Annotated in this window: 20 protein-coding genes and 1 riboswitch; of the genes, 2 read left to right on the top strand and 18 right to left on the bottom strand. The window is 44.0% G+C overall.

What is annotated here, in order from left to right; genetic code table 11:
* Window positions 1–27: 27 nt before the first annotated feature.
* Window positions 28–1,455 (bottom strand): RecQ family ATP-dependent DNA helicase, encoded by a 1,428-nt coding sequence (locus AC2Q9J_RS01045; protein WP_499036559.1) that lies wholly within the window; start codon window positions 1,453–1,455, stop codon window positions 28–30.
* Window positions 1,452–2,477, bottom strand: coding sequence for a YpbB family protein (locus AC2Q9J_RS01050; protein WP_499036561.1), 1,026 nt, complete (start codon window positions 2,475–2,477; stop codon window positions 1,452–1,454). The genes AC2Q9J_RS01045 and AC2Q9J_RS01050 overlap by 4 nt, the downstream gene beginning before the upstream one ends.
* Before the next feature lie 107 nt (window positions 2,478–2,584).
* Here AC2Q9J_RS01050 and AC2Q9J_RS01055 point away from each other — a divergent pair, with 107 nt between their 5' ends.
* Window positions 2,585–2,836 (top strand): ferredoxin, encoded by a 252-nt coding sequence (locus AC2Q9J_RS01055; protein WP_033541495.1) that lies wholly within the window; start codon window positions 2,585–2,587, stop codon window positions 2,834–2,836.
* Window positions 2,837–2,921: 85 nt separating this feature from the next.
* On the opposite strand, the gene AC2Q9J_RS01060 is transcribed toward AC2Q9J_RS01055, so the two are convergent.
* From AC2Q9J_RS01060 to AC2Q9J_RS01110, 11 genes are all read right to left on the bottom strand, one after another.
* A complete protein-coding gene (locus AC2Q9J_RS01060) occupies window positions 2,922–3,503 on the bottom strand; it encodes an ECF transporter S component (protein ID WP_499036563.1) in 582 nt (193 codons plus the stop codon).
* 145 nt (window positions 3,504–3,648) lie between these two features.
* A riboswitch (FMN riboswitch) is annotated at window positions 3,649–3,782 on the bottom strand.
* Window positions 3,783–3,864: 82 nt separating this feature from the next.
* Window positions 3,865–5,109, bottom strand: a complete 1,245-nt coding sequence (locus AC2Q9J_RS01065) for a hypothetical protein (RefSeq protein WP_499036565.1) — start codon at window positions 5,107–5,109, stop codon at window positions 3,865–3,867.
* Window positions 5,099–5,632, bottom strand: a complete 534-nt coding sequence (gene sigX, locus AC2Q9J_RS01070) for an RNA polymerase sigma factor SigX (RefSeq protein ID WP_499036567.1) — start codon at window positions 5,630–5,632, stop codon at window positions 5,099–5,101. The genes AC2Q9J_RS01065 and sigX overlap by 11 nt, the downstream gene beginning before the upstream one ends.
* Window positions 5,633–5,677: 45 nt before the next feature.
* Window positions 5,678–7,459, bottom strand: coding sequence for an ATP-binding protein (locus AC2Q9J_RS01075; RefSeq protein WP_499036568.1), 1,782 nt, complete (start codon window positions 7,457–7,459; stop codon window positions 5,678–5,680).
* Window positions 7,452–8,168, bottom strand: coding sequence for a response regulator transcription factor (locus AC2Q9J_RS01080; protein WP_499036570.1), 717 nt, complete (start codon window positions 8,166–8,168; stop codon window positions 7,452–7,454). Before AC2Q9J_RS01080 ends, AC2Q9J_RS01075 begins: the two co-directional genes overlap by 8 nt.
* A gap of 180 nt (window positions 8,169–8,348) precedes the next feature.
* Window positions 8,349–9,533, bottom strand: a complete 1,185-nt coding sequence (gene ccsB / locus AC2Q9J_RS01085) for a c-type cytochrome biogenesis protein CcsB (protein WP_499036572.1) — start codon at window positions 9,531–9,533, stop codon at window positions 8,349–8,351.
* Window positions 9,530–11,206, bottom strand: a complete 1,677-nt coding sequence (locus tag AC2Q9J_RS01090) for a cytochrome c biogenesis ResB family protein (protein WP_499036574.1) — start codon at window positions 11,204–11,206, stop codon at window positions 9,530–9,532. The genes ccsB and AC2Q9J_RS01090 overlap by 4 nt, the downstream gene beginning before the upstream one ends.
* A gap of 12 nt (window positions 11,207–11,218) precedes the next feature.
* A complete protein-coding gene (gene resA / locus AC2Q9J_RS01095) occupies window positions 11,219–11,779 on the bottom strand; it encodes a thiol-disulfide oxidoreductase ResA (protein WP_499036576.1) in 561 nt (186 codons plus the stop codon).
* An 89-nt stretch (window positions 11,780–11,868) separates the two neighbouring features.
* The gene (locus AC2Q9J_RS01100; protein WP_112222723.1) at window positions 11,869–12,600 is read right to left on the bottom strand and encodes a pseudouridine synthase; all 732 of its coding nucleotides are present in this window, start codon (window positions 12,598–12,600) and stop codon (window positions 11,869–11,871) included.
* A 31-nt stretch (window positions 12,601–12,631) separates the two neighbouring features.
* A complete protein-coding gene (gene scpB / locus AC2Q9J_RS01105; RefSeq protein ID WP_499036578.1) occupies window positions 12,632–13,225 on the bottom strand; it encodes an SMC-Scp complex subunit ScpB in 594 nt (197 codons plus the stop codon).
* Window positions 13,203–13,976 (bottom strand): segregation/condensation protein A, encoded by a 774-nt coding sequence (locus AC2Q9J_RS01110; RefSeq protein ID WP_499036580.1) that lies wholly within the window; start codon window positions 13,974–13,976, stop codon window positions 13,203–13,205. The genes scpB and AC2Q9J_RS01110 overlap by 23 nt, the downstream gene beginning before the upstream one ends.
* A 59-nt stretch (window positions 13,977–14,035) precedes the next feature.
* Between AC2Q9J_RS01110 and AC2Q9J_RS01115 the strand changes: the two genes are divergently transcribed.
* On the top strand, window positions 14,036–14,536 hold the full coding sequence (locus tag AC2Q9J_RS01115) for a DUF309 domain-containing protein (protein ID WP_499036581.1): 501 nt from the start codon (window positions 14,036–14,038) through the stop codon (window positions 14,534–14,536).
* A gap of 2 nt (window positions 14,537–14,538) precedes the next feature.
* On the opposite strand, the gene AC2Q9J_RS01120 is transcribed toward AC2Q9J_RS01115, so the two are convergent.
* The 5 genes from AC2Q9J_RS01120 to xerD form a co-directional block, all read right to left on the bottom strand.
* On the bottom strand, window positions 14,539–14,898 hold the full coding sequence (locus AC2Q9J_RS01120) for a GNAT family N-acetyltransferase (RefSeq protein WP_499036583.1): 360 nt from the start codon (window positions 14,896–14,898) through the stop codon (window positions 14,539–14,541).
* Window positions 14,899–15,342: 444 nt separating this feature from the next.
* Window positions 15,343–16,662, bottom strand: a complete 1,320-nt coding sequence (lysA, locus tag AC2Q9J_RS01125; protein WP_499036585.1) for a diaminopimelate decarboxylase — start codon at window positions 16,660–16,662, stop codon at window positions 15,343–15,345.
* A 60-nt stretch (window positions 16,663–16,722) separates the two neighbouring features.
* The gene (locus AC2Q9J_RS01130) at window positions 16,723–18,027 is read right to left on the bottom strand and encodes a pyrimidine-nucleoside phosphorylase (RefSeq protein ID WP_499036587.1); all 1,305 of its coding nucleotides are present in this window, start codon (window positions 18,025–18,027) and stop codon (window positions 16,723–16,725) included.
* Between the two features lie 17 nt (window positions 18,028–18,044).
* Entirely contained in the window at window positions 18,045–19,229 is a 1,185-nt protein-coding gene (gene deoB / locus AC2Q9J_RS01135) for a phosphopentomutase (protein ID WP_499036589.1), read from the bottom strand.
* Window positions 19,230–19,297: 68 nt separating this feature from the next.
* Window positions 19,298–20,200 carry a site-specific tyrosine recombinase XerD gene (gene xerD / locus AC2Q9J_RS01140; RefSeq protein ID WP_499036591.1) on the bottom strand — a complete coding sequence of 301 codons (903 nt, stop codon included), beginning with the start codon at window positions 20,198–20,200 and terminating at the stop codon, window positions 19,298–19,300.
* Between the last annotated feature and the right edge of the window lie 13 nt (window positions 20,201–20,213).

The raw sequence follows: 20,213 nt of genomic DNA on the forward strand, positions 1-20,213 counted from the left end.
ATTTGTAAATGCCATAATAATACATTATTAACATGGTAAAATGGCATTTAATCGGTTTTCCCACGAATCCAATACTTGGAATTCCAATGTTTTCCGATGAGACAAGAAATCATTGTAACTCAAATGATCATTGATACAGCAGTTTTCAGGCTTATTTTGCAATTGCTGATCAAAACATTCAAGAATATATTCCCTGATACAGCTATCCAAATTTATCAGAGTCCTGATTTTGGCAGACTGTTTCATTTTTTCATTTTTTTGTTGTGCGATTTGAATAATGGTGTCTTGCTCATTCAGATGATTTTTCCAATAGGAAATCACTCTCAAAGAAGTTTCCCTGACAATTCCTTGTTCGACCAATTGAGTTGCATCCTCTGTACTCCGGTATACTTCCCGTATTTCATTTTGAGTCGGCAAATCGTCCAGAACAAGGCTTTCGAGAAGTTCCTCGTCACCAGCGGCATACAATAGAGTTGCCAGCGCCGGTTCACCATTCCGCCCCGCCCTTCCCACTTCCTGAACGTAGCCTTCAATGGAAGTCGGAACCTGAAAGTGGATCACGTGGCCAATATCAGGAATATGAACTCCCATACCGAAAGCATTAGTTGAACAAACCCACTCCAATTCACCATTTTGAAATTGTTGTTGAACAAAAATCCGGTCTTGATGTTCCATTCCTCCATGATAGAATGCAGCCCTTATTCCCGCTTGGCTCAATAAATCCGAGAGTTCCTGTGATTTTTTTCGTGTCCCTGCGTATATTATTCCCGGGCCTTTATTGGCAGCAACAAAAGAAGTCAGCCATTCCAATTTCTCCTTGCCATTTTCAAATTTTTTAATATCATAAGCTATATTTTTTCGGTCCATCGGATGTGTATAGATAAATGGCTCCGAAAGCTTCAAATACTGTTTGATTTCTTCCGTCACCTTTGCCGTAGCAGTTGCGGTTAGCGCAAGAACTCGCGGATGTCCGAGAATCGGCATTATTTCCGCAATTCTCAGATAATCCGGCCGAAAATCAAAGCCCCATTGGGAAATGCAATGAGCTTCATCAGCGACAAGCAGCGAAACTTTAAGGGATTTCAATCTATTTTTAATATAGGGCTGCACCAGCATTTCAGGGGAGATAAAAATAAAGCGATAATTGCTTAAGCTGTTCAAGATACTTGAACGCTCACCAGGATCCAGAAAAGAGTTGATTGCTGTGACAGATTTTTCGCCCATTTTTTTTAATTGTGCCACCTGGTCCTGCATCAGCGACAATAGCGGCGACACGACCAAAACGCTTCCTTCCATAAGATGGGCCGGGAGCTGGTAACACATTGATTTGCCCATACCTGTGGGCAATAAAGCAATCACGTCATTCCCTCCTAAAATCTTTTCTATCACTTCTTTTTGACCAGGGCGGAACGATGTAAATCCGTATGCATCATATAAAGTTTTTTCCAGATTCATATGTTTTCCCCCTTTGTCGCTAAGGCAAGGCGAATTTGGAAATATGTAGCCTCAGGAACATGCTCTTTAATATCCCGAAGTCTTTTGGTATTCATGGACTGGCCGACAGCGATTATTCTGCTGTAAAGCGTTCCTTCCATAAAAGCAAGAATATCAAAACCGGGATCATTCATCGCCAATTCCACAAAATGATCTTCAATCGTACTTGTTTTCAAACCTCTCAAGGCAGCTATTTCTTCAAGCTTGCGCCCGTTTCTGAAATAGCTTTCCGTTTTTCTGGCAGTCTCCGTCAATGAAGATTGCTGGACGATACTTTCCAGGAGACCCTTCATCATTGGATACTCCCCTGTTTCCAAGGTATCCATCCAGGCATGCAATGTTTCAATCGCCAGTAATTGTACATCGATGATTTCCAATTCTTCTGCGGCCGCTATTTGCTCCCAAGTCAATCCTCCAATTTTATATCCCGAAAGCCTCTGGACTACAATTCTTTTGCCAGCGTCTTCCACATTAACTTTTGACAGGCTGACACCCAGCTCTTCTTTAAATTTCCTGCAGCTTTCAACGTTACGGTAATCAATTCTATGTAAATACGTTTTCACCCATCGCTGTACATCTTCAGCTATTACGACCGGATCGAAAACTCGCTGATTCTGTTGGATTTGCGAAAGCGTCTGCACAATCAATGACAGCCGGGCCATAAATAATTGTTCATTTCCCCGGTACTTCCAACCATTCAGCAAAGGCACAGCTGCTTGATGGGCCTGTGACGCCTCCGTCATTCGGACTACCTGGCCATCTGTAACGATATAACCCTTATCGAATAATTTTTTAACGGCTTTATCGTAGACCTTTTTTTCTAATTTCGGCATTACCCCAAAGTAAGGGTGAAGTTTATAATAACCGATATCCTGTATTGTCTGGCCGGATTTTTTTCCTTTTATCAGATGATAAGGAGAGGAGATCGTCCGCTCGCCATCCACCGCTTTTAAAATTATGATAAGAATATCTTCAAATAGCAAGACTGCGCCCCCTAGCGGTTTTTGGTTGAAAAACTAAACAAACACCTTTAGAATGAATACGATAGTATAACTGAACTTGTTCGGAGATAAAGGAGAGGAATAAGATTATGGCTAAGTATACCATTGTCGATAAAGATACTTGTATCGCATGTGGCGCCTGTGGAGCTGCAGCACCCGACATTTATGACTATGATGATGAAGGAATTGCGTTTGTTATCCTAGATGATAACATGGGGAACACTCAAGTTCCAGACGAATTGGAAGAGGATATGGAAGATGCATTTGAAGGCTGTCCAACAGATTCCATCAAAGTGGCGGACGCTCCTTTTGAAGGCGATCCATTAAAATATGAAGACTGATAAGTGAAAGCACAGAAAATCCCCTGAGAAAATTTTCTCAGGGGATTTTCTTATTTATTTTATTTTTACTGTCTCATCATTTATTTCAGGTTTGATAGAAAAGACGCTGCTTCTCGATCCACCTGTGCATGCTGCTGAACATCAACAGGACCACAAGGGTCAGTAAAATGCCTTTGATCAAATTGAATGGCAGTATACCAAGTACAATTGTTCCAAACAATGCATTGCCAGTTTCAGCAGGCATGTTCAGGAAGTACGTGTACATCGGAAGAAACACCAGATAATTCAGGATGCTCATTCCAATGGCCATAGACAAAGTTCCCGCGGCCAACCCAAAGATCATGCCTTTTTTAGTTGAAATCTTGTTATAGATGTAATAGACAGGCATGAAAAATAATATGCTAGTCACAAAGTTTGCCAAATGACCTACTGGCACTCCTGTCGGGCTTCCCTGGAATAACCAATCCAGCACGTTTTTAAAGAAAGCCACCAGAATCCCCGCTACCGGTCCCATTGTGATCGCCGCTATCAATGCTGGCACATCACTAAAATCCACTTTCAAGAATGCCGGCAATGCGGGCAATGGGAAGTTCAACAGCATCAAAATAAATGAAATACTGCTCAGCATCCCGATTACAATCATCGACTGTAATTTTTTGTTCTTCATATTCCTCTCTCCTTGTCGTGATTCACCAGAAGAAAGGCTTGGATCGTGTTGTTACATAGCAAATCCCTTAAGCAAGACACACTTAAGGGAGAAAAGGCACACTTAAAACAGCGTTCCGTTTACAGTAAACGACACACGTCCGCACCTTCACCTTCTCCCATCCAGACTATACTGTCGGCTTTGGAGTCTCACCAAATCCTGCGTTTTACGGCTCGCGGGCTTATGAACAATTGTTCAATTACCGCCGGTAGGGAATTGCACCCTGCCCCGAAGATGAATCGATATTTTATTGGATTACAAATTAATGATAATCGAAAAAAGGCGCATTGTAAACAGCTTTGCTTACAATGCGCCTTGCCTGCTAATAATTGAAATCCTTAACGTTTATGCCTGCAGGAACAGGCAATGGTTTTGTAAAATCAAATTTACCCCAGCTGCTGTCAACGGTGTTGACCAGCACAAGTTCCTTGCCGAAGGAATCAGCAGCAAGGACCATGCCCTCTATCAGGTAAACGGCTTCTCTGTCCTCATAAGAATTGAAATCCACCGGTTGGGCAAACTCCACAGTAACTGTCTGATCGCTTTCAGATACGGAATAATCCAAACCGGAAGGCACTACAGAATCATATAGGTCACTGGGAGAGGATTTCATGGCTTCAAGTGCCACTGAAGCGTTCTCGTGCGGCATATCATAGCCAGGAACAAGATAACTGTCGGCATTTGCAATACTATATGAATAATATGCAAGATTTCGGTTGCCAGGCTCAATCGGCTGCACTGGTCCCACCTGATCGAAAAAGGCAGCAGTTCCGGATTCATCAATGATTGAGATCTCATCCTCATCAGCAAACGTCGCTGATAACGAATTGAAATATACACTCATGGAAGCGGAAGCTATATCGTAATTATGGTCTTCAGGCAATTCATGCTGTATTCCATCTACTGTAACATTTAACGTCCCGCTGTATGGATGATAGTCTTCAAAACCCAAAGCCTCTTCATCAAGTTCAGCCGCGTACCGATTATAAAGTTCAACTGCATCCACATCAGCAGTCCCGAAATCTTCCCGAATACGGTCATCCGAAATCACAAATGACATTGGGATCACTACCGCATTTTCGGTCATGCCGACGGTAAACAGCTTAATACCTTCCAATTGCTCTTCATAAAGAGTGATGTCAGGCGGTCCAGCATTAGATTCTGTGGAATTGAAAGTATCTGAGCTTTCCTCGCCATCAGCAGTTTCCGATGATTCCATGGCTGCCGACTCGGATTCGGCTTCACCTCCGGCATTATCTTCCACAGCCGCTGAACCCGCGTCTCCGCTTTCAGCTGTGCTCTCTTCAGTACCTTCACCTTCTGATCCGCTCATTTCATAAGCACTGTCATTGCTGTTTTGGCCAAGCATAGAAGCCAGCAGTACTCCGAATGTGATAAATGCCAAAGCCGCAACTAAATAAGGAATCCAATGCTTCGGATTCTTCCGCGGTTTTTGAGTTTTTTGCAGCCGTTCATAAACTTCTTCTTTCGGTCGTTCGTCTTTAATAACGGGGAAATCCTTTAACAAATTTTCGATGTTATCATCATCCCATTTGTTATTCGGCATTTTGCAATCCCCCTTCCTTTGCGGTTAATTTTTGGCGCAGGGATTTGATTGCCCGGTGCTGGGTCGTTTTGACCTTTCCTTCTGACCATCCGAGGATTTCAGCAGTTTCAGCAATGGACAGATCCTGGAAGAAGCGCATGATGACAACCATTTTTTGATCGCCCGTACATGTATCCAAAGCTTTATATAATAAGAGCTTGTCTTCATTCAATAAAGACAGTTCTTCCGGCAAGCGCTCAGATGACGTCAATTGCTGCGTTTCCCAGTCGAAATGTTCCATTGAATGCTTCTGTCTGACAGACGCTTTGCGGAAATGATCGATAGCGACATTTTTAGCAATGGAAAAAAGCCATGTCTTCTCAGTGCTTTTTCCTTCAAACCGATCATATGCCCGAAAAACACGAATATAGACTTCATGCATCAAATCTTCCGCAATATGGCGATTCTTGACCAAATAAATCAGGAATTGGAATACGTCCTGATGATATTGGTCATAAAGCCTGTGGAAAACGGAGTCATTCATATACTCCCCCCGTTCTTTAAATTAGTCGTTTTATGTCGAATAAAGTTACATCTTTTTTAACGGAAGCAGGAAATAGAAAGAAGTTCCTTTTCCGAATTCACTATCAACGTCGATTACGCCGTCATGCGCCTTGACGATATTGCTGGCAATCGCCAGTCCGAGTCCTGTACCGCCTTTACCGAGCGTCCGTGCTTTATCCGCTTTATAAAAACGCTCAAAGACAAAAGCTTTGTCCTCATCAGATATGCCTGAACCTGTATCGTTAACGGAAATCTTGGCGAAGTTATTCTGCTGCTGCGCTTTCACAATGACCTTGCCGCCCTCTGGCGTATGGCGCAATGCATTATCGATGAGATTAGTCATAACTTGTTCAATTCTGTCTTCATCAAGCTCAGCTGCTGTCCAATCATCAATTTCTGTTTCAAACAAGAGCTCAATACCATTTTCTTTTGCAGCTTGAGAAAATTTCAAAGTCATGCGCTCAATCACATTATTAAGCTGGACAACTTCTTTATAAAGCCTCATATGTCCGGATTCAAGTCTTGCAAGATTGAGCAAATCCGTTACAAGCCGACCCATTCTTTGTGACTCTTCATATATGATTTTCGTCATTTCACGACGTTCTTCTTCAGTAGTACCTACATCGTCCAAAAGCGCCTCACTATACCCCTGCAGCATGGCAATTGGAGTTCGTAGTTCATGGGATACATTGGAAATGAAATCCTCACGAAGTTTTTCGAGTTTATGCTGTTCTGTCATATCATGCAATACAGCTACTGCGCCCCGAACCGAGTCTCCGCTGTACAGAGGACTGAATGATACAGCATAATAAGCCCCCTCAATTTCAAGCTCTTCTTCCAGTTCTTCTTCGAAATGAAGAACGTGGTCAAGCATATGATACAGCTCAAGCGGAAGAGGCTTCCCTTCCGGAATCGCTCTTTTCAGCAGCCAGCTCTCATGCAGCTTTTCTGCGGGAGGGTTGCTGAGCAGGACAGTTTTGTCCTGATTGAACGTAATAACTGCATCAGCCATGGACGTAAGAATACTTGATAACTGCTCTTTCTCCTGGCTGATAACCTCCAGATGATGTTTTAACTGGCTGCCCATTTGATTGAATGCAGTAGCCAGCTGCCCGATCTCATCTTTCGATGTGGATTTGACTCTAGTATCAAAATTGCCTTTCGCCAGCTCAAATGCGCCTTCACGCATTTTTCGCAATGGTGATGTAATACGGGAAGATAGGAAGAATGCAAAAAATGTCGTAAGCAATAATGCGATGAAAGCTGAAAGGAAAACAATATTTGTTGTTCTTTCGGCTGTACGGTCCATGACTTCCAAGGACTGATAGATGAAAACTGTCCCATGCAATTCCTGCCCTGTCTGAAGAGGGCTCGCCAATACAATATATGACTCCATTCTGTCTTCTCCCGTAAGAGCAGGAAGAAGCATTTCCTTCATCACGGTATCATCGCTTTCGAAAACTTTTTGGAACGCCGGTTCATTAAGAATGCGTTCTCGGATTTCCTCACCATTCATGCCATCATGCAGATAATAAGAACTTTCATATGGCACTTCGGCGATTACCGCGTTCGTTTCAGGACCCAAAACATCATCAATGATATTCAAAGATATGTCCAGGTTGCCATGGTCATTAAAGATACGTGCGATTGTTGCCGCTTCTTTGTTAAGCGTTTCCTCAACCGTTTGGCTGTGGTAATTTCCCAAAAACTCCAAAAGGAGCACGGTAACAATAAAAAGGACAAAGGAAACGAGAAGCAGGATGGTAATCCACAGCTTCCCGACGACACTATTCCATATTCTATTCATTGCCTACCTCGAATTTATAACCTACTCCCCAAACAGTAACAATCATTTTAGCAGCAGATTCCGAAACCCGGTTCAACTTTTCACGCAATCGTTTTACATGTGTATCAACTGTCCGAAGGTCTCCGAAGAAATCGTAATGCCATACTTCTTTGAGCAGATGCTCCCGGTCAAATACTTTGTCGGGTGCTTTTGCAAGAAAATAAAGCAATTCGTATTCTTTCGGCGTCAGGTTCACTTCTGTACCATCAGCCGTCACCCGATGTGCATCATGATCGATCGTCAAGTGCGGAAACACGACAAGATCTTTGGAAACAGTAGAGTTGGCTGACGGCGAGTAAGCGGATGAGCGTCGAAGAATCGCTTTAACACGCAGCACAACTTCCCGTGGGCTGAACGGTTTAACAATGTAATCATCTGCCCCGGATTCAAAACCTTCTACCCGATTCGCTTCCTCACCTTTTGCAGTGAGCATGATAATCGGGGTCATTTTGGTTTCACGCAGTTCCGTTGCTACTTCGATTCCATCTTTTTCAGGCATCATAAGATCCAGCAGGATGCAATGATAGTCTTTTTCAGTGGCCATCTCAAGTGCTTGGACACCATTTTCAGCTTCTTCAACAAGGTATCCTTCACGCTCAAGATACATTTTCAATAACCTGCGGATCCTCTCCTCATCATCGACAACCAAAATTGTAATTTCCTCAGACATCGTAATCCCTCCAACTTTCTTCTATTCTTACATTGTACCGATAACATTTCCAAAAATAAATAAAAAGGGGTTTCTTTATAAGCAGGAACTCTTATTGAAAAAGCGGACGGAGAAAAATAACGCTTTTTCTCCGTCCGCTTTGATTTGATTCCTGTAAAACTTTATATTGCTCCTGACCTGTTATGCGTAAGAGTGAAGTCCCGCAATAATCAGGTTGACGGCCACAAGGTTGAACATGATGATTGCAAATCCGACAACGCCGAGCCAAGCGGATTTCTCACCTTGCCATCCTTTACCCAGACGCAAGTGAAGATAGGCAGCATAGAACAGCCAAGTGATAAGCGCCCATACTTCTTTTGGATCCCAGCCCCAGAAACGTGACCAAGCAATTTGCGCCCAGATCATGGCAAAAATCAGTGCGCCAAGTGTGAACAACGGGAATCCGATGATCACTGCTCGATAATTGATTTCGTCCATCAACTGCAGGTTGACATTTTTTACAAAAGGCTTAAATATTGCCGCGATTCGTTTACGCGCCACCAATCGGACCAGCCAGTACAGAATAGTCCCGACGAAGAACGACCATAGAACTGTCGTTACTTTGCTGGCATTGATAACTGCCGGCGTTGAGAAAAACGGTTCCATTGTGCCTTCTGTCAGAGAAGTGTATTCATTCATCCCGACAAGCGCGGGCATATTATAGGTAATCGAAGATTCATTGCCATCTTTATTGATATAAGTGAAATCCGACTGATAACCTGTCAGTGAGAAGAAAGTGCTGGCGATAACGAAGCCAATCACTACAACCAACGAATACATAATTGCTTCAAGCCAGAAGCGTTGTTTTGATTTTTTGTTCATATCGACTACTTTCAAGAGATAAACCAGACCAGCTCCTGCACTTATTGCCAGAATACCTTCTGCAATTACGACGGTACTGACGTGAATTGCCAGCCAGTTTGTCTGGAGCGCGGGAATCAGCGGGCTGACTTCGCTTGGGAACATGCTTGCGAAAGCAATGATCAATAATGCAACAGGCAGTACGATCATACCAAGAACAGGTGTCTTATAAAGTAAATAAAGTATGATGAATCCGCCTACTAAAGTCATCCCGAATGCTGTAGTGAATTCAAACATATTACTGAGCGGAGGATGCCCTGTGGCTGCCCAGCGTGTTATAAAATATCCTAAATGGGAGAGAAAACCGATTACAGTGATAGTAAATGCGATTTTCCCCCAGCGCCCTTCAGATTTGAAAGAACCTTCTTTATTGCCTTTGACTGCTCCGCCAAAAACAAATGTTGCGATTAAATACGCTATAAAAGCGACGTACAGTAAATTAGAACTTATTTCCGCCAATGTCATGACAATTCATCACCTTCCAGTTTCTGCTCTTTCTTCAGTTTTTCCTGTTTCTCAATTGCTTCCTGTTGATCGATATACGGCGGAAGCGATGAGAAGTCGGAAACCTGATCAAGATCTTTCTTTAAACCGAACCAGTTTTTATTGGTATGGCCGGCCAACACCAGTTCGCCATCTTCTTGTCTTTGGATCCAGAAACGGCGGTGATTGAAATACATCCCTTGTGCTACGCCAATCATAAAGATTAAGCCACCAAGACCAAGAATCGGCAAGGTTCTGTCCTTGCGGATTGTTAACCCGGATACATCACGGGTTTCGGCTGTCTGGAAAGTCAATTTATACTGATTTTCTCCGAGTGGTTCAATTGTATTCTGGATAACGATAAAGCTGACTTCACCGTCCGGAGTTTCTGGTGTAAACATTCTTACAAGGAAACCGGGGTTATTTGGAACCGGGGTTTCAGTTTGGGGTTCACCGTCTTCAAAACCTGAAAAATCAGGATAATAGCCCAGCAAATCCACTCGTGTTTCATCGCCTAAATCGTAGGATTTTTCCGGTTTAACTAAATCAATCGTAAAGGACCCAAGTGATTCTTCAGTTTCTTTGTTCGTCAGATCAAAAGTCATTGCCCTTAACTCGTTTTGCCGGAAATCCATCTGATAAACTGCGTAGCCGTCAAACTTCAATGGCTGGTTGACCTTAATCGCATGTTCTTTAACCAGTTCCATCTCATCAGTGGCACCCGGCAGACTTTCATCCGGTGTCTGATAAAGGACGATATCAGTCTGGTAATTTTTAGCTACAGAACCGACACGGTCAATCGCTTCTTCGAATTTCGCTTCATCCCCTTCACCTGTGTAAGTTTCCATTGTGAAGTTTTCGCTTTCAAGGAAATAACCAGGTGCGTCTGGAATCGCTCGGGTTTCACCTTCACGAATCCATAACGTCTCGTCCACGTAGAAACCAGGCATCATGCGCAGCATAACTCCGAACAGGAAAATGATGAGGCCTATGTGGTTGACGTAAGGGCCCCATCGTGAAAAACGGCCTTTTTCAGCTAACAGGCCATTCTTGTCCAGTGTAACGTTATACTTCAGTTCTTTCAGCTTTTCTTCCGCTTTTTGCATCGCATCCTCAGGCGCCGGGCCTTCAGCATAAATGCGCTGCTTATTCAGGAAACTGCGGTGGCGTATAACCCGCTGGTTTTTTAAAGAACGATATAATGGCACAAATCGGTCGAGACTGGCTACAATCAGAGAAATCGCCAACAGGCCGACTAAAATAATGAACCAGGCAGAACTATAGAGATTGTGGAAACCAAGGAAATGATATATTTTACCGATTTCACCATAAACATCGGCATAATAAGCTTTAATGGTTTCATCATTTCTTACCGGAACATTTACATATTGAGCTTGAGGGAGAATTGTTCCAATTGCGGCTGCAATGAGCAGCAATACGATAATTGAAACTCCTATTTTAACACTCGAAAAGAAATTCCAAATTTTGTCTATAATCGATTTGTTATAAGTTTGAGAACGCCGGGCTGTTCCTTCATAGCGCATGTCAGCCAATTTCTTATTTTGTTCTTCTTCAGTCAGTGACCGGCCGCACGATTCACACAGTATCGTGCCAGGCGGGTTGACATGACCACATTTACATTGCAACTTTTCCATCCCAAAAACTCCTTATTGAGGTTTGATTTCTTCCATGAAGCCTTTAATATCCTGTTCCGTCATTTCACCGGTGACTATCCTCTGGATGTCGCCTTCAGGATTGACTAATACGGTAGTCGGCAACGGACGGATATTGTAAGCCGTCATAACAGACCTTGATTTGTCAATCGCGATCGGAAAGGATAAGTCGAAACGATCGGCGAATGACTGCACTTCGAAATCAGATTGGGCGATATTTACTGCAAGTATGTGGACACCTTGATCTTCATAGACATTATATTGTCTATCCATGGCCGGCATTTCTTTGACACATGGTTCACACCACGTCCCCCAGAAATTAAGGAATACTCCTTCACCTTGGTAATCAGATAGTTTATGGCGATTGCCTTCCATATCCACCAAAGCAAAGTCAGGCGCTTTATCGCCTACCCTGAGAACTTCCACATCATCGGCAGTGACACTATTGTAGATTGTGTACCCGATTGCCAGCACAAGCAAAGATAATATAGCTAAACGCATAAATGAGCGGTTTCTTTTCTTATTGTTCTTTTTAGCTTTTTTGTCTTCCGCCATGCTTCTCTCCTCCTCCGAGGTCATTATTGACCCAATTATAGCAAAGTTTCATAGGCAAAAAACCTGGAGTTTTGAAGGGTTTGTGAACGTTAATGCCGCTTGCCGGTTTCAGCCATCACACGCAGCAGCTTTACTTCATGGGCAGTCAACTGGCGCGATTCTCCCGCATTCAAACCGTGCAGAGTCAAAAACCCGAATTGCTCACGGCTCAGCTTTTGGACCGGATAGCCGATTGCTTCAAACATCCTTCTCACTTGTCGGTTCCGTCCTTCGTGGATGGTAATCTGCACAATTCCCTTGCCCTGCTTCTTATCTCCGGACAAGAGCTTCACTTTCGCAGGCGCTGTCATACCGTCTTCCAACTTGATGCCTCGCTCCAATTTCTGAAGATCTTCTTTGGCTGGAATTCCTTTTAACCTCGCCACGTAAGTTTTATCAATTTCATACTTCGGATGTGTCAGGATATTCGCGAATTCCCCATCGTTCGTCATAATCAGCAGGCCTGACGTATCGTAGTCCAATCGCCCGACCGGGTAGATGCGTTTATCGACATCATCGAAAAAGTCTGTAACCACTTTCCGGTTTTTATCATCGGTCACCGCAGAGATAACACCACGGGGTTTGTATAATAAATAATATACTTTCTGTTCTTTTTCCAGTTGGACGCCTTCGACTTCAATAGTATCGGATGAAGAAACTTTCGTTCCTAATTCCTTTACCACTTTTCCATTCACTCGTACTTTACCATCCAAAATCATCTGTTCCGCTTTACGTCTTGAAGCGACGCCGGCATGTGCCAGCATTTTCTGCAATCGTTCCATAAACTCACCCCGTCTAATTTAATCTTCTATTTTATACTTTTGCTTCTTCTTTAAAAGCCTCTTGGAATTTGGTCATGAAAAGATCGGTATCCCCGTCCTGGTCTTCTTCCGCTTCATCGGGAAGAGCAGGCAATTCGTCCAGGTTTTTCAATCCGAAATAATTCAAAAATTCACTGGTGGTGCCATACAGGATTGCCCTGCCGGTTCCATCTGCTCTTCCGACTTCCTGAATCAATGCTTTGCCTGCCAATGTATGAAGGGCTTTTTCGCTTTTAACGCCTCGAAGGTCTTCAATTTCCACTCTCGTAATCGGCTGTTTATAAGCCACGATGGCCAATACTTCCAATGATGCCTGTGACAAAGACTGGACAGTGGGGTTTTCAACTAGCCGCTGAATGGTGTCGGCCACTTCTGCTTTTGTAACCAATTGATAAACACCAGCCAGTTCTTTAATCATGATGCCGGAAGTTTTTGTTTCTTCATATCTTCTCGCCATATCAGAAATTTCTTCTTTAAGTTCTTTTTCTTCAGCTTCTGTCAAAAATTCAAGCTGTTTCATCGATAACCCGTCGTCACCGGCAACAAACAGCAATGCTTCGATTTTACTCGAAAGATGCGTCATCATAATCCCACGTTTCCTTTCTAAGTTCGACCATCAGATCGGTGAAGTTTTTCTCTTGATCAACTGCAACGACTTGCCGTTTCATCAGTTCCAAAAGCGACAGGAATGACACTACCATTACAGTCTTATCATCGGAAGGGAAGAGTTCTGTGAACGTCGTCCTGCCTTTTGCCGCTTTTAACGTGTTGACAATCGAAGTCATCTGATCTTTAATGGAAATCTCCTGACGGGCAATCCTTGCTGAAAGCGGAGCCTTCAATTTTTTTCTGCGCATTAACTTTTGGAATGCAGCGAGCATATCGTAGGCATTTACTTCAAGGTCGATATTCTCAAACGGAGCCAATGTTTGGTATTCCGACAAATCCATTGGCGGCTTTGTAAAAATCGTGGCACGGCCAGCTTCCAATTCTTTCAGCTGGCCCGATGCTTCTTTAAACTTTCTGTACTCGATAAGCCTTGAAACCAACTCGTCCCTTGGATCTTGTTCTTCAAATTCATAATCCGGATCTTCCAGGTCTCCCTGGTGCACCGGCAGAAGCGTCTTGCTTTTAATCGCCAGTAAAGTGGCCGCGAAAACAAGGTATTCACTCGCTTCATTTAACTCGAGTACTTGCATTGCCCGGATATGCTCCATATACTGAGTAGTGATTTGTGAAACCGGAATATCGTATATATCAATTTCCAAACGGTGTATTAAATGCAATAATAAATCCAGAGGCCCTTCAAAAGCCTCAACCTTTACTTCATAGGACATCTTTCCAACCACCTGACTGTTAAAGATACTCAATATATTATAGTAGAAAGGGGATCAAAATGCACCCACTCCATCATCCGCTCTTTATCCAATACATTATACACTTCAATTTTCACGAAGATTATTTCGAATGCCATGAAGTCGGTGAAGAATACTGGAAGAGCGTCGCTCCAAAAGATAAGATGCATCCACTGGCAGGTTGGATTCAGATGGCCGTCGGAATGTATCATTGGCGCAGAAGCAATTTTCCAGGTGCTCTTCGTTCATTTATCCGTGCAAAAGATAAGCTGTCCAATGCAGGCATCTGGACAGATGGGTTTGACGGCAACACGCTTGCCGCACAATTAACAGATGCCATTGAAGGCGTTACAACGCGCCGCGACTTCTCTCCATACAAACTTCCAATCATTTCTGATGATTTAATAGCAGAAGTCAGCCGATACATGGAAGAGAATCCGTCGGAAACGCTTGAACCATATTTTCTTATGCATAAGCACAGGCTGCGCGACCGTACATCCATCATCAATTTAAGAGAACAAAAAAAAAGGCGGAAACTTTAAAATTAAAGTTCGCCTTTTTTTGATGGACATTTTGTAAGGAAAGCTTCAGTTTCTTTTGTTGCAATCATTTCTCGGTCCTGCATAATCTGCTGAATTTTCTCGATCATGTCGTGACCAATACCTTCTCCCCGGTGTGAGGGGTTTACAGAAATGTGATGGATGACAAATTGGTCTTCAGCCACTTCAACACCCAGCAGCCCGACAAAATCCTCACCTTTTTTCCAGAGGTATAATTGCCAATCAGGATTTTCTTCGTATATATGCATTGTCTGCTGCAGCTTTTTAAGCTCACGCTCTTTTGGCATGAACGACAGCAAACCCATTGCTATTTTCTCGAATGATTTTTTGTATCTGAATAACATAATAATCCCTCGTTTTCTTCTTGAAACAACTTAACTTATCCTACTATATTCTAATCAATAACTCAAGTTTCTTAGAAAAGCGACAGCGCCCGGTAAGCTCTGACAGGCATAAGACGATCTGGCGAAGCGGCGTCTTTCCAGCCGCACAGCCAGAGTGGCTTATGACCCGAAGAGCTGGGCCGCTGGAGTCTGGACACTAGAAAAGCGGAAACGGCCGTTCAGCTCCGACAAGCGTAAGACACACCGGCAGAGTGGCGCTTTTTGCCACGGCAGCTGGGGGGCTTACGACTCGAGGAGCTGGCCGTTAAAGTCTGGACACTAGAAAAGCGGAAACGGCCGTTCACCCCAGTGAAACCTGATCCGCAAAGAAAATCCAATACACGATTCCCCAGCCGATTGCCATTAACAATAGCAGCAGCAGAAGGATGATATTGTTCTTTTTCATTAAATTCCCGCCTTTACACCGTACTCAAGGTCCAGGCTGACGACGTCTTCAAGTGTTTCACGTCTGACAGCCAGTTGATGTTTTCCATTTTCAGCGAACACAACTGCCGGCCGGGCAATACGGTTATAATTGCTGGCCATGGAATAGCCATAGGCACCCGTACAAAAAACAGCCAAAATATCTCCGGCTTCCGCTTCAGGCAAAAGAGCCTGCTCAATCAGTTTATCCCCGGATTCGCAGCATTTTCCTGCAACTGTATAAGTTTCCGATAAAGCTTCATTGCCTTTATTGGCAATCATGGAACTATACGCTGCACCGTATAGAGCTGGCCTGATATTGTCCGACATGCCCCCGTCCACGGCAATGTATTTCCGAATTTCCGGCACTTCTTTCATTGAACCGATTGTATAGAGCGTTGTGCCGGCGTCTCCTACGAGAGAGCGCCCTGGCTCAATCCAGATTTCAGGAACGGGGAAACCGGAATCATCCGTGATCTGCTTGACCGTATCGATCATTTCCTTCACGTATTCTGATGGCTCCAGGGGCTGATCTTCTTCGGTATAACGAATACCGAAACCGCCGCCGAGATTCAGAACTTTGCATTGATAATCGAATTCTTTTTGCCAATCCGCCATTTTGGATACCAGCTTGCCGGCAGCCAAACGGAACGCGGCTGTATCAAAGATTTGGGAACCGATGTGGCAATGAAGTCCGAGGACATTCAAATATTCATGGCCATGCGTCTGTTCAAATGCCCGGTCAGCCTGGCCATTATTCAAATCGAAGCCGAATTTCGAGTCTTCCTGGCCGGTTGTAATATAGTCATGGGTATGCGCTTCTATTCCCGGTGTGACCCGCAGCAGAATATTCATCTTCTGCCCTAACTCTTCCGACAGCAATTTAAGCTGTTCGATTTCATGGAAATTATCAACTACGATACAGCCAATCCCTTCTTCAAATGCCATCTTCAATTCTTCCAGGCTTTTATTGTTTCCGTGAAAATGTATTTTTTCTTTAGGAAAACCTGCTTTAACCGCTGTGAACAATTCGCCGCCTGAAACGACATCGAGGGATAATCCTTCCTGTGCCGCCACCTGATAAATGGCAATGCTTGAAAATGCTTTGCTGGCATAGGCCACCTGGTAACCGATTCCGGCGGTTTCAAATGTTTCCTGGAATGCGCGTGCCCGTTTCCGGAATAATTCAATGTCATATACAAAAAGCGGCGTTCCGTATTCTTTAGCTAATTCAACTGAATCAACGCCTCCGATTGTTAGATGGCCTTGGCTGTTGATGGCTTGAGTCCCGTATAAATGCATAGTCAACCTCCTGGAATGAGTATTCGAAAAAATCTTGCCGGGAAACCCGGCAAGATTCTTTTAGTCAGTGATCAATTTTGAAATCAGTTGGATTTTCTCAACCGCTTCATCTTTGAATTCTATACTATTATATAACATCTCTGTGCATTGCGCGATATCCTCTGTATTGGAATAGACAGTTGCAATCGCTTCACCTTTTTTAACGAAATCGCCGACTTTCTTATGGAGAACGATACCGACAGCTAGATCGATTTCCGATTCTTTCGTCGCTCTTCCTGCTCCGAGGACCATAGCCGCTGTACCGATTTCATCAGCTTCCATAAAGGAGATATAACCTTCTTTTTGCGAAAGCACTTCTTTGACGAATTTTGCCTGCGGCAATAAGTTGACGTCATCCACTACTGCTGGATTTCCGCCTTGGGCTTTGATGAACTGACGGAAGATATCCAACGCTTTACCGTTAGCGATTACTTCTTCCAGCATGTCGCGCGCTTCTTCCAGGCTGTCAGCTTTGCCGCCGACTACTACCATCTGGCTGCCGAGAACCAGACACAACTCCGTTAAATCTTCAGGCCCTTTGCCCTGCAATGTTTCAATGGCTTCTTTTACTTCCAAAGCGTTACCGATTGCAAAGCCGAGCGGCTGGCTCATATCTGAAATGATCGCCATTGTCTTGCGTCCGGTTGCATTGCCGATGCCGACCATTGCATGCGCCAATTCTTCAGCATCTTCAGCTGTTTTCATAAATGCGCCTTCGCCAGTTTTAACATCCAGTACGATGGCGTCCGCTCCTGCAGCAATTTTCTTGCTCATGATCGAACTCGCAATCAGCGGGATGCTGTTTACAGTAGCTGTCACATCACGAAGTGCGTAAAGTTTTTTATCTGCAGGCGTCAAATTGCCGCTCTGGCCGATGACAGCAACTTTAATATCGTTGACCTGCTTGATGAAATCCTCAGTGGATAATTCCACATGGAATCCTTCAATCGCTTCCAGTTTATCAATCGTGCCGCCTGTGTGGCCGAGACCGCGTCCGCTCATTTTCGCTACCGGCACGCCGCATGCCGCAACCAATGGTCCAAGAACCAATGTTGTCGTATCGCCTACCCCGCCAGTTGAATGTTTATCAACTTTGATGCCGTCGATGGCTGACAAATCGATTTGATCGCCTGATGCCGCCATTGCCATGGTAAGGTCCGCGCGTTCACGGTCCGTCATGTTTTGGAAATAAGTAGCCATTAAAAATGCACTCATTTGATAATCATCAATTTCATTAGCTGTATAACCCGTTACTATAAACTGAATTTCTTCGGTCGACAGTTCAAAACCGTCTCTTTTTTTCTCAATCAAATCTACCATTCTCATGAATGTCATCCGCCTTTTTATTTTAATTTGGATAGGAAGCTTGTACCGAATTCCGGCATCGGCACGGAAAAGTTCTCCGCAATTGTTGCGCCGATATCTGCAAATGTGGTTCCAAGCCCCAATTCTTTCCCTGTTTCGAATCTAGGGGAATATGCCAATAATGGAACAAACTCGCGTGTGTGGTCTGTGCCCGGGAATGTCGGGTCATTGCCGTGGTCAGCAGTGATGAGCAATAAATCATCTTTATCCATCTTTCCAAGCACTTCAGGCAAACGACGGTCAAATTCTTCCAATGCTTCACCGTATCCTTTCGGGTCGCGGCGATGACCGAACAATGCGTCAAAATCCACCAGGTTAAGGAAACTCAAACCATTGAAGTCTTCCCCTGCTACAGCAGCCAATTTGTCCATGCCATCCCCATTATCTTTTGTGCGGAGCGCTTTTGTCACACCGGCGCCATTGTAGATATCATCGATTTTACCGATGGCAATAACATCTTTGCCATTATCCTTCAACTCATTCATGACTGTCCGATTGAATGGAGTCAGGGCATAATCATGACGGTTAGATGTACGTTTGAAAGCACCTTCTTCACCAATGAATGGACGTGCGATCACTCGGCCAACTAAATATTCAGGAGATAAAGTCAACTCGCGCGCTATTTCACAAATTTTATATAACTCTTCAAGAGGTACGATTTCTTCATGAGCCGCAATCTGAAGCACTGGATCCGCAGACGTATAAACAATGATCGCCCCTGTCTCCATATGCTCAGCACCAAGTTCATCCAGAATCTCTGTACCGCTGGCAGGCTTGTTTCCGATTACTTTACGACCTGTTTTCTCTTCCAATTGCGCGATCAGTTCCGGAGGAAATCCTTCAGGGTACACTTTAAACGGAGTATCGATGTTCAAGCCCATGATCTCCCAATGTCCCGTCATCGTATCTTTTCCGACGGATGCCTCCTGCAGTCTTCCGTAGAAAGCTTCTGGAGAAGAAACTGGTGAAATTCCCTCTACAGTTTTGATATTTCCAAGACCCAATTTTTCCATATTCGGCATGTTAAGACCGCCAACGGATTCCGCTATATGGCCAAGTGTATCTGAACCGGCATCCCCGAACGCTGCCGCGTCAGGAGCTTCACCGATGCCCACAGAATCCAAAACAATTAAATGAATGCGATTAAAAACTTTATTTGTCATTTAACATCCTCCTTATTTACATTTATATTCTAACATATAATCTCATATTGTCAGATGTCAGACCTATGTCAAGCTCTTGGGTGAAATTGAGAATAGACGTCTTTTAACCGTGTTTTGCTCACATGGGTATAGATTTGAGTAGTGGAAATATCCGCGTGCCCCAGCATTTCCTGGACTGCGCGAAGATCTGCGCCATTTTCGATCAAATGTGTGGCAAAAGAATGTCTTAATGTATGCGGCGTCAATTCTTTCTGTATACCCGCCATTTGGGCATGCTGTTTAAGCAATTTCCAAAAACCCTGCCTCGTTAGTCTTTTACCTCGTTGGTTGATGAACAATGCATCAGTCGCCACACCCGTTTTTGCTAGCTCACTGCGTGGCCCAGATAAATACTCACGGCAAGTTGCAAGCGCTGATTTACCGAGTGGGATGATGCGCTCCTTGCCGCCTTTTCCAAAACAACGGACAAAACCCATCGTTAAATTGACGTCTTCCATATCAAGATTGATGCATTCGCTGATCCGCATCCCACTCGCATATAGAAGTTCCAGCATTGCCTGATCTCTTTTGCCGTTTGCTTTGGAAGTATCCGGTGCTTCTATCAGCGCATCAACTTCTTCTATTGATAATACATTCGGCAGCTTCTTATCCATTTGCGGCATCTCCAGGTGCACTGTCGGATCTTTATCCACAATACGCTCCCTTATCAGGAATTGATGGAAAGAGCGAATAGACGAAATATGCCTGGCCACAGTTCTTGACGACATAGTGGTTTCCTTCAAGTGGCTGAGGTGATTCAATATATGTACTCTTTCCACATTGCGCAGGGAATCCAGCTGTTCCACTTCTTTCAAATATTGAAGGTAACTTTTTAAATCTCGCTCATAGGACATTAAAGTATTTGCAGCGAGTTGCCTCTCAACTCTTAAGAACTGCAGGTAATCATCCAATGCATCTTTTGCGTATTTCATTTTATCCGCCTCC

The organism is Planococcus sp. RAB007_Raresut (assembly GCF_057369535.1).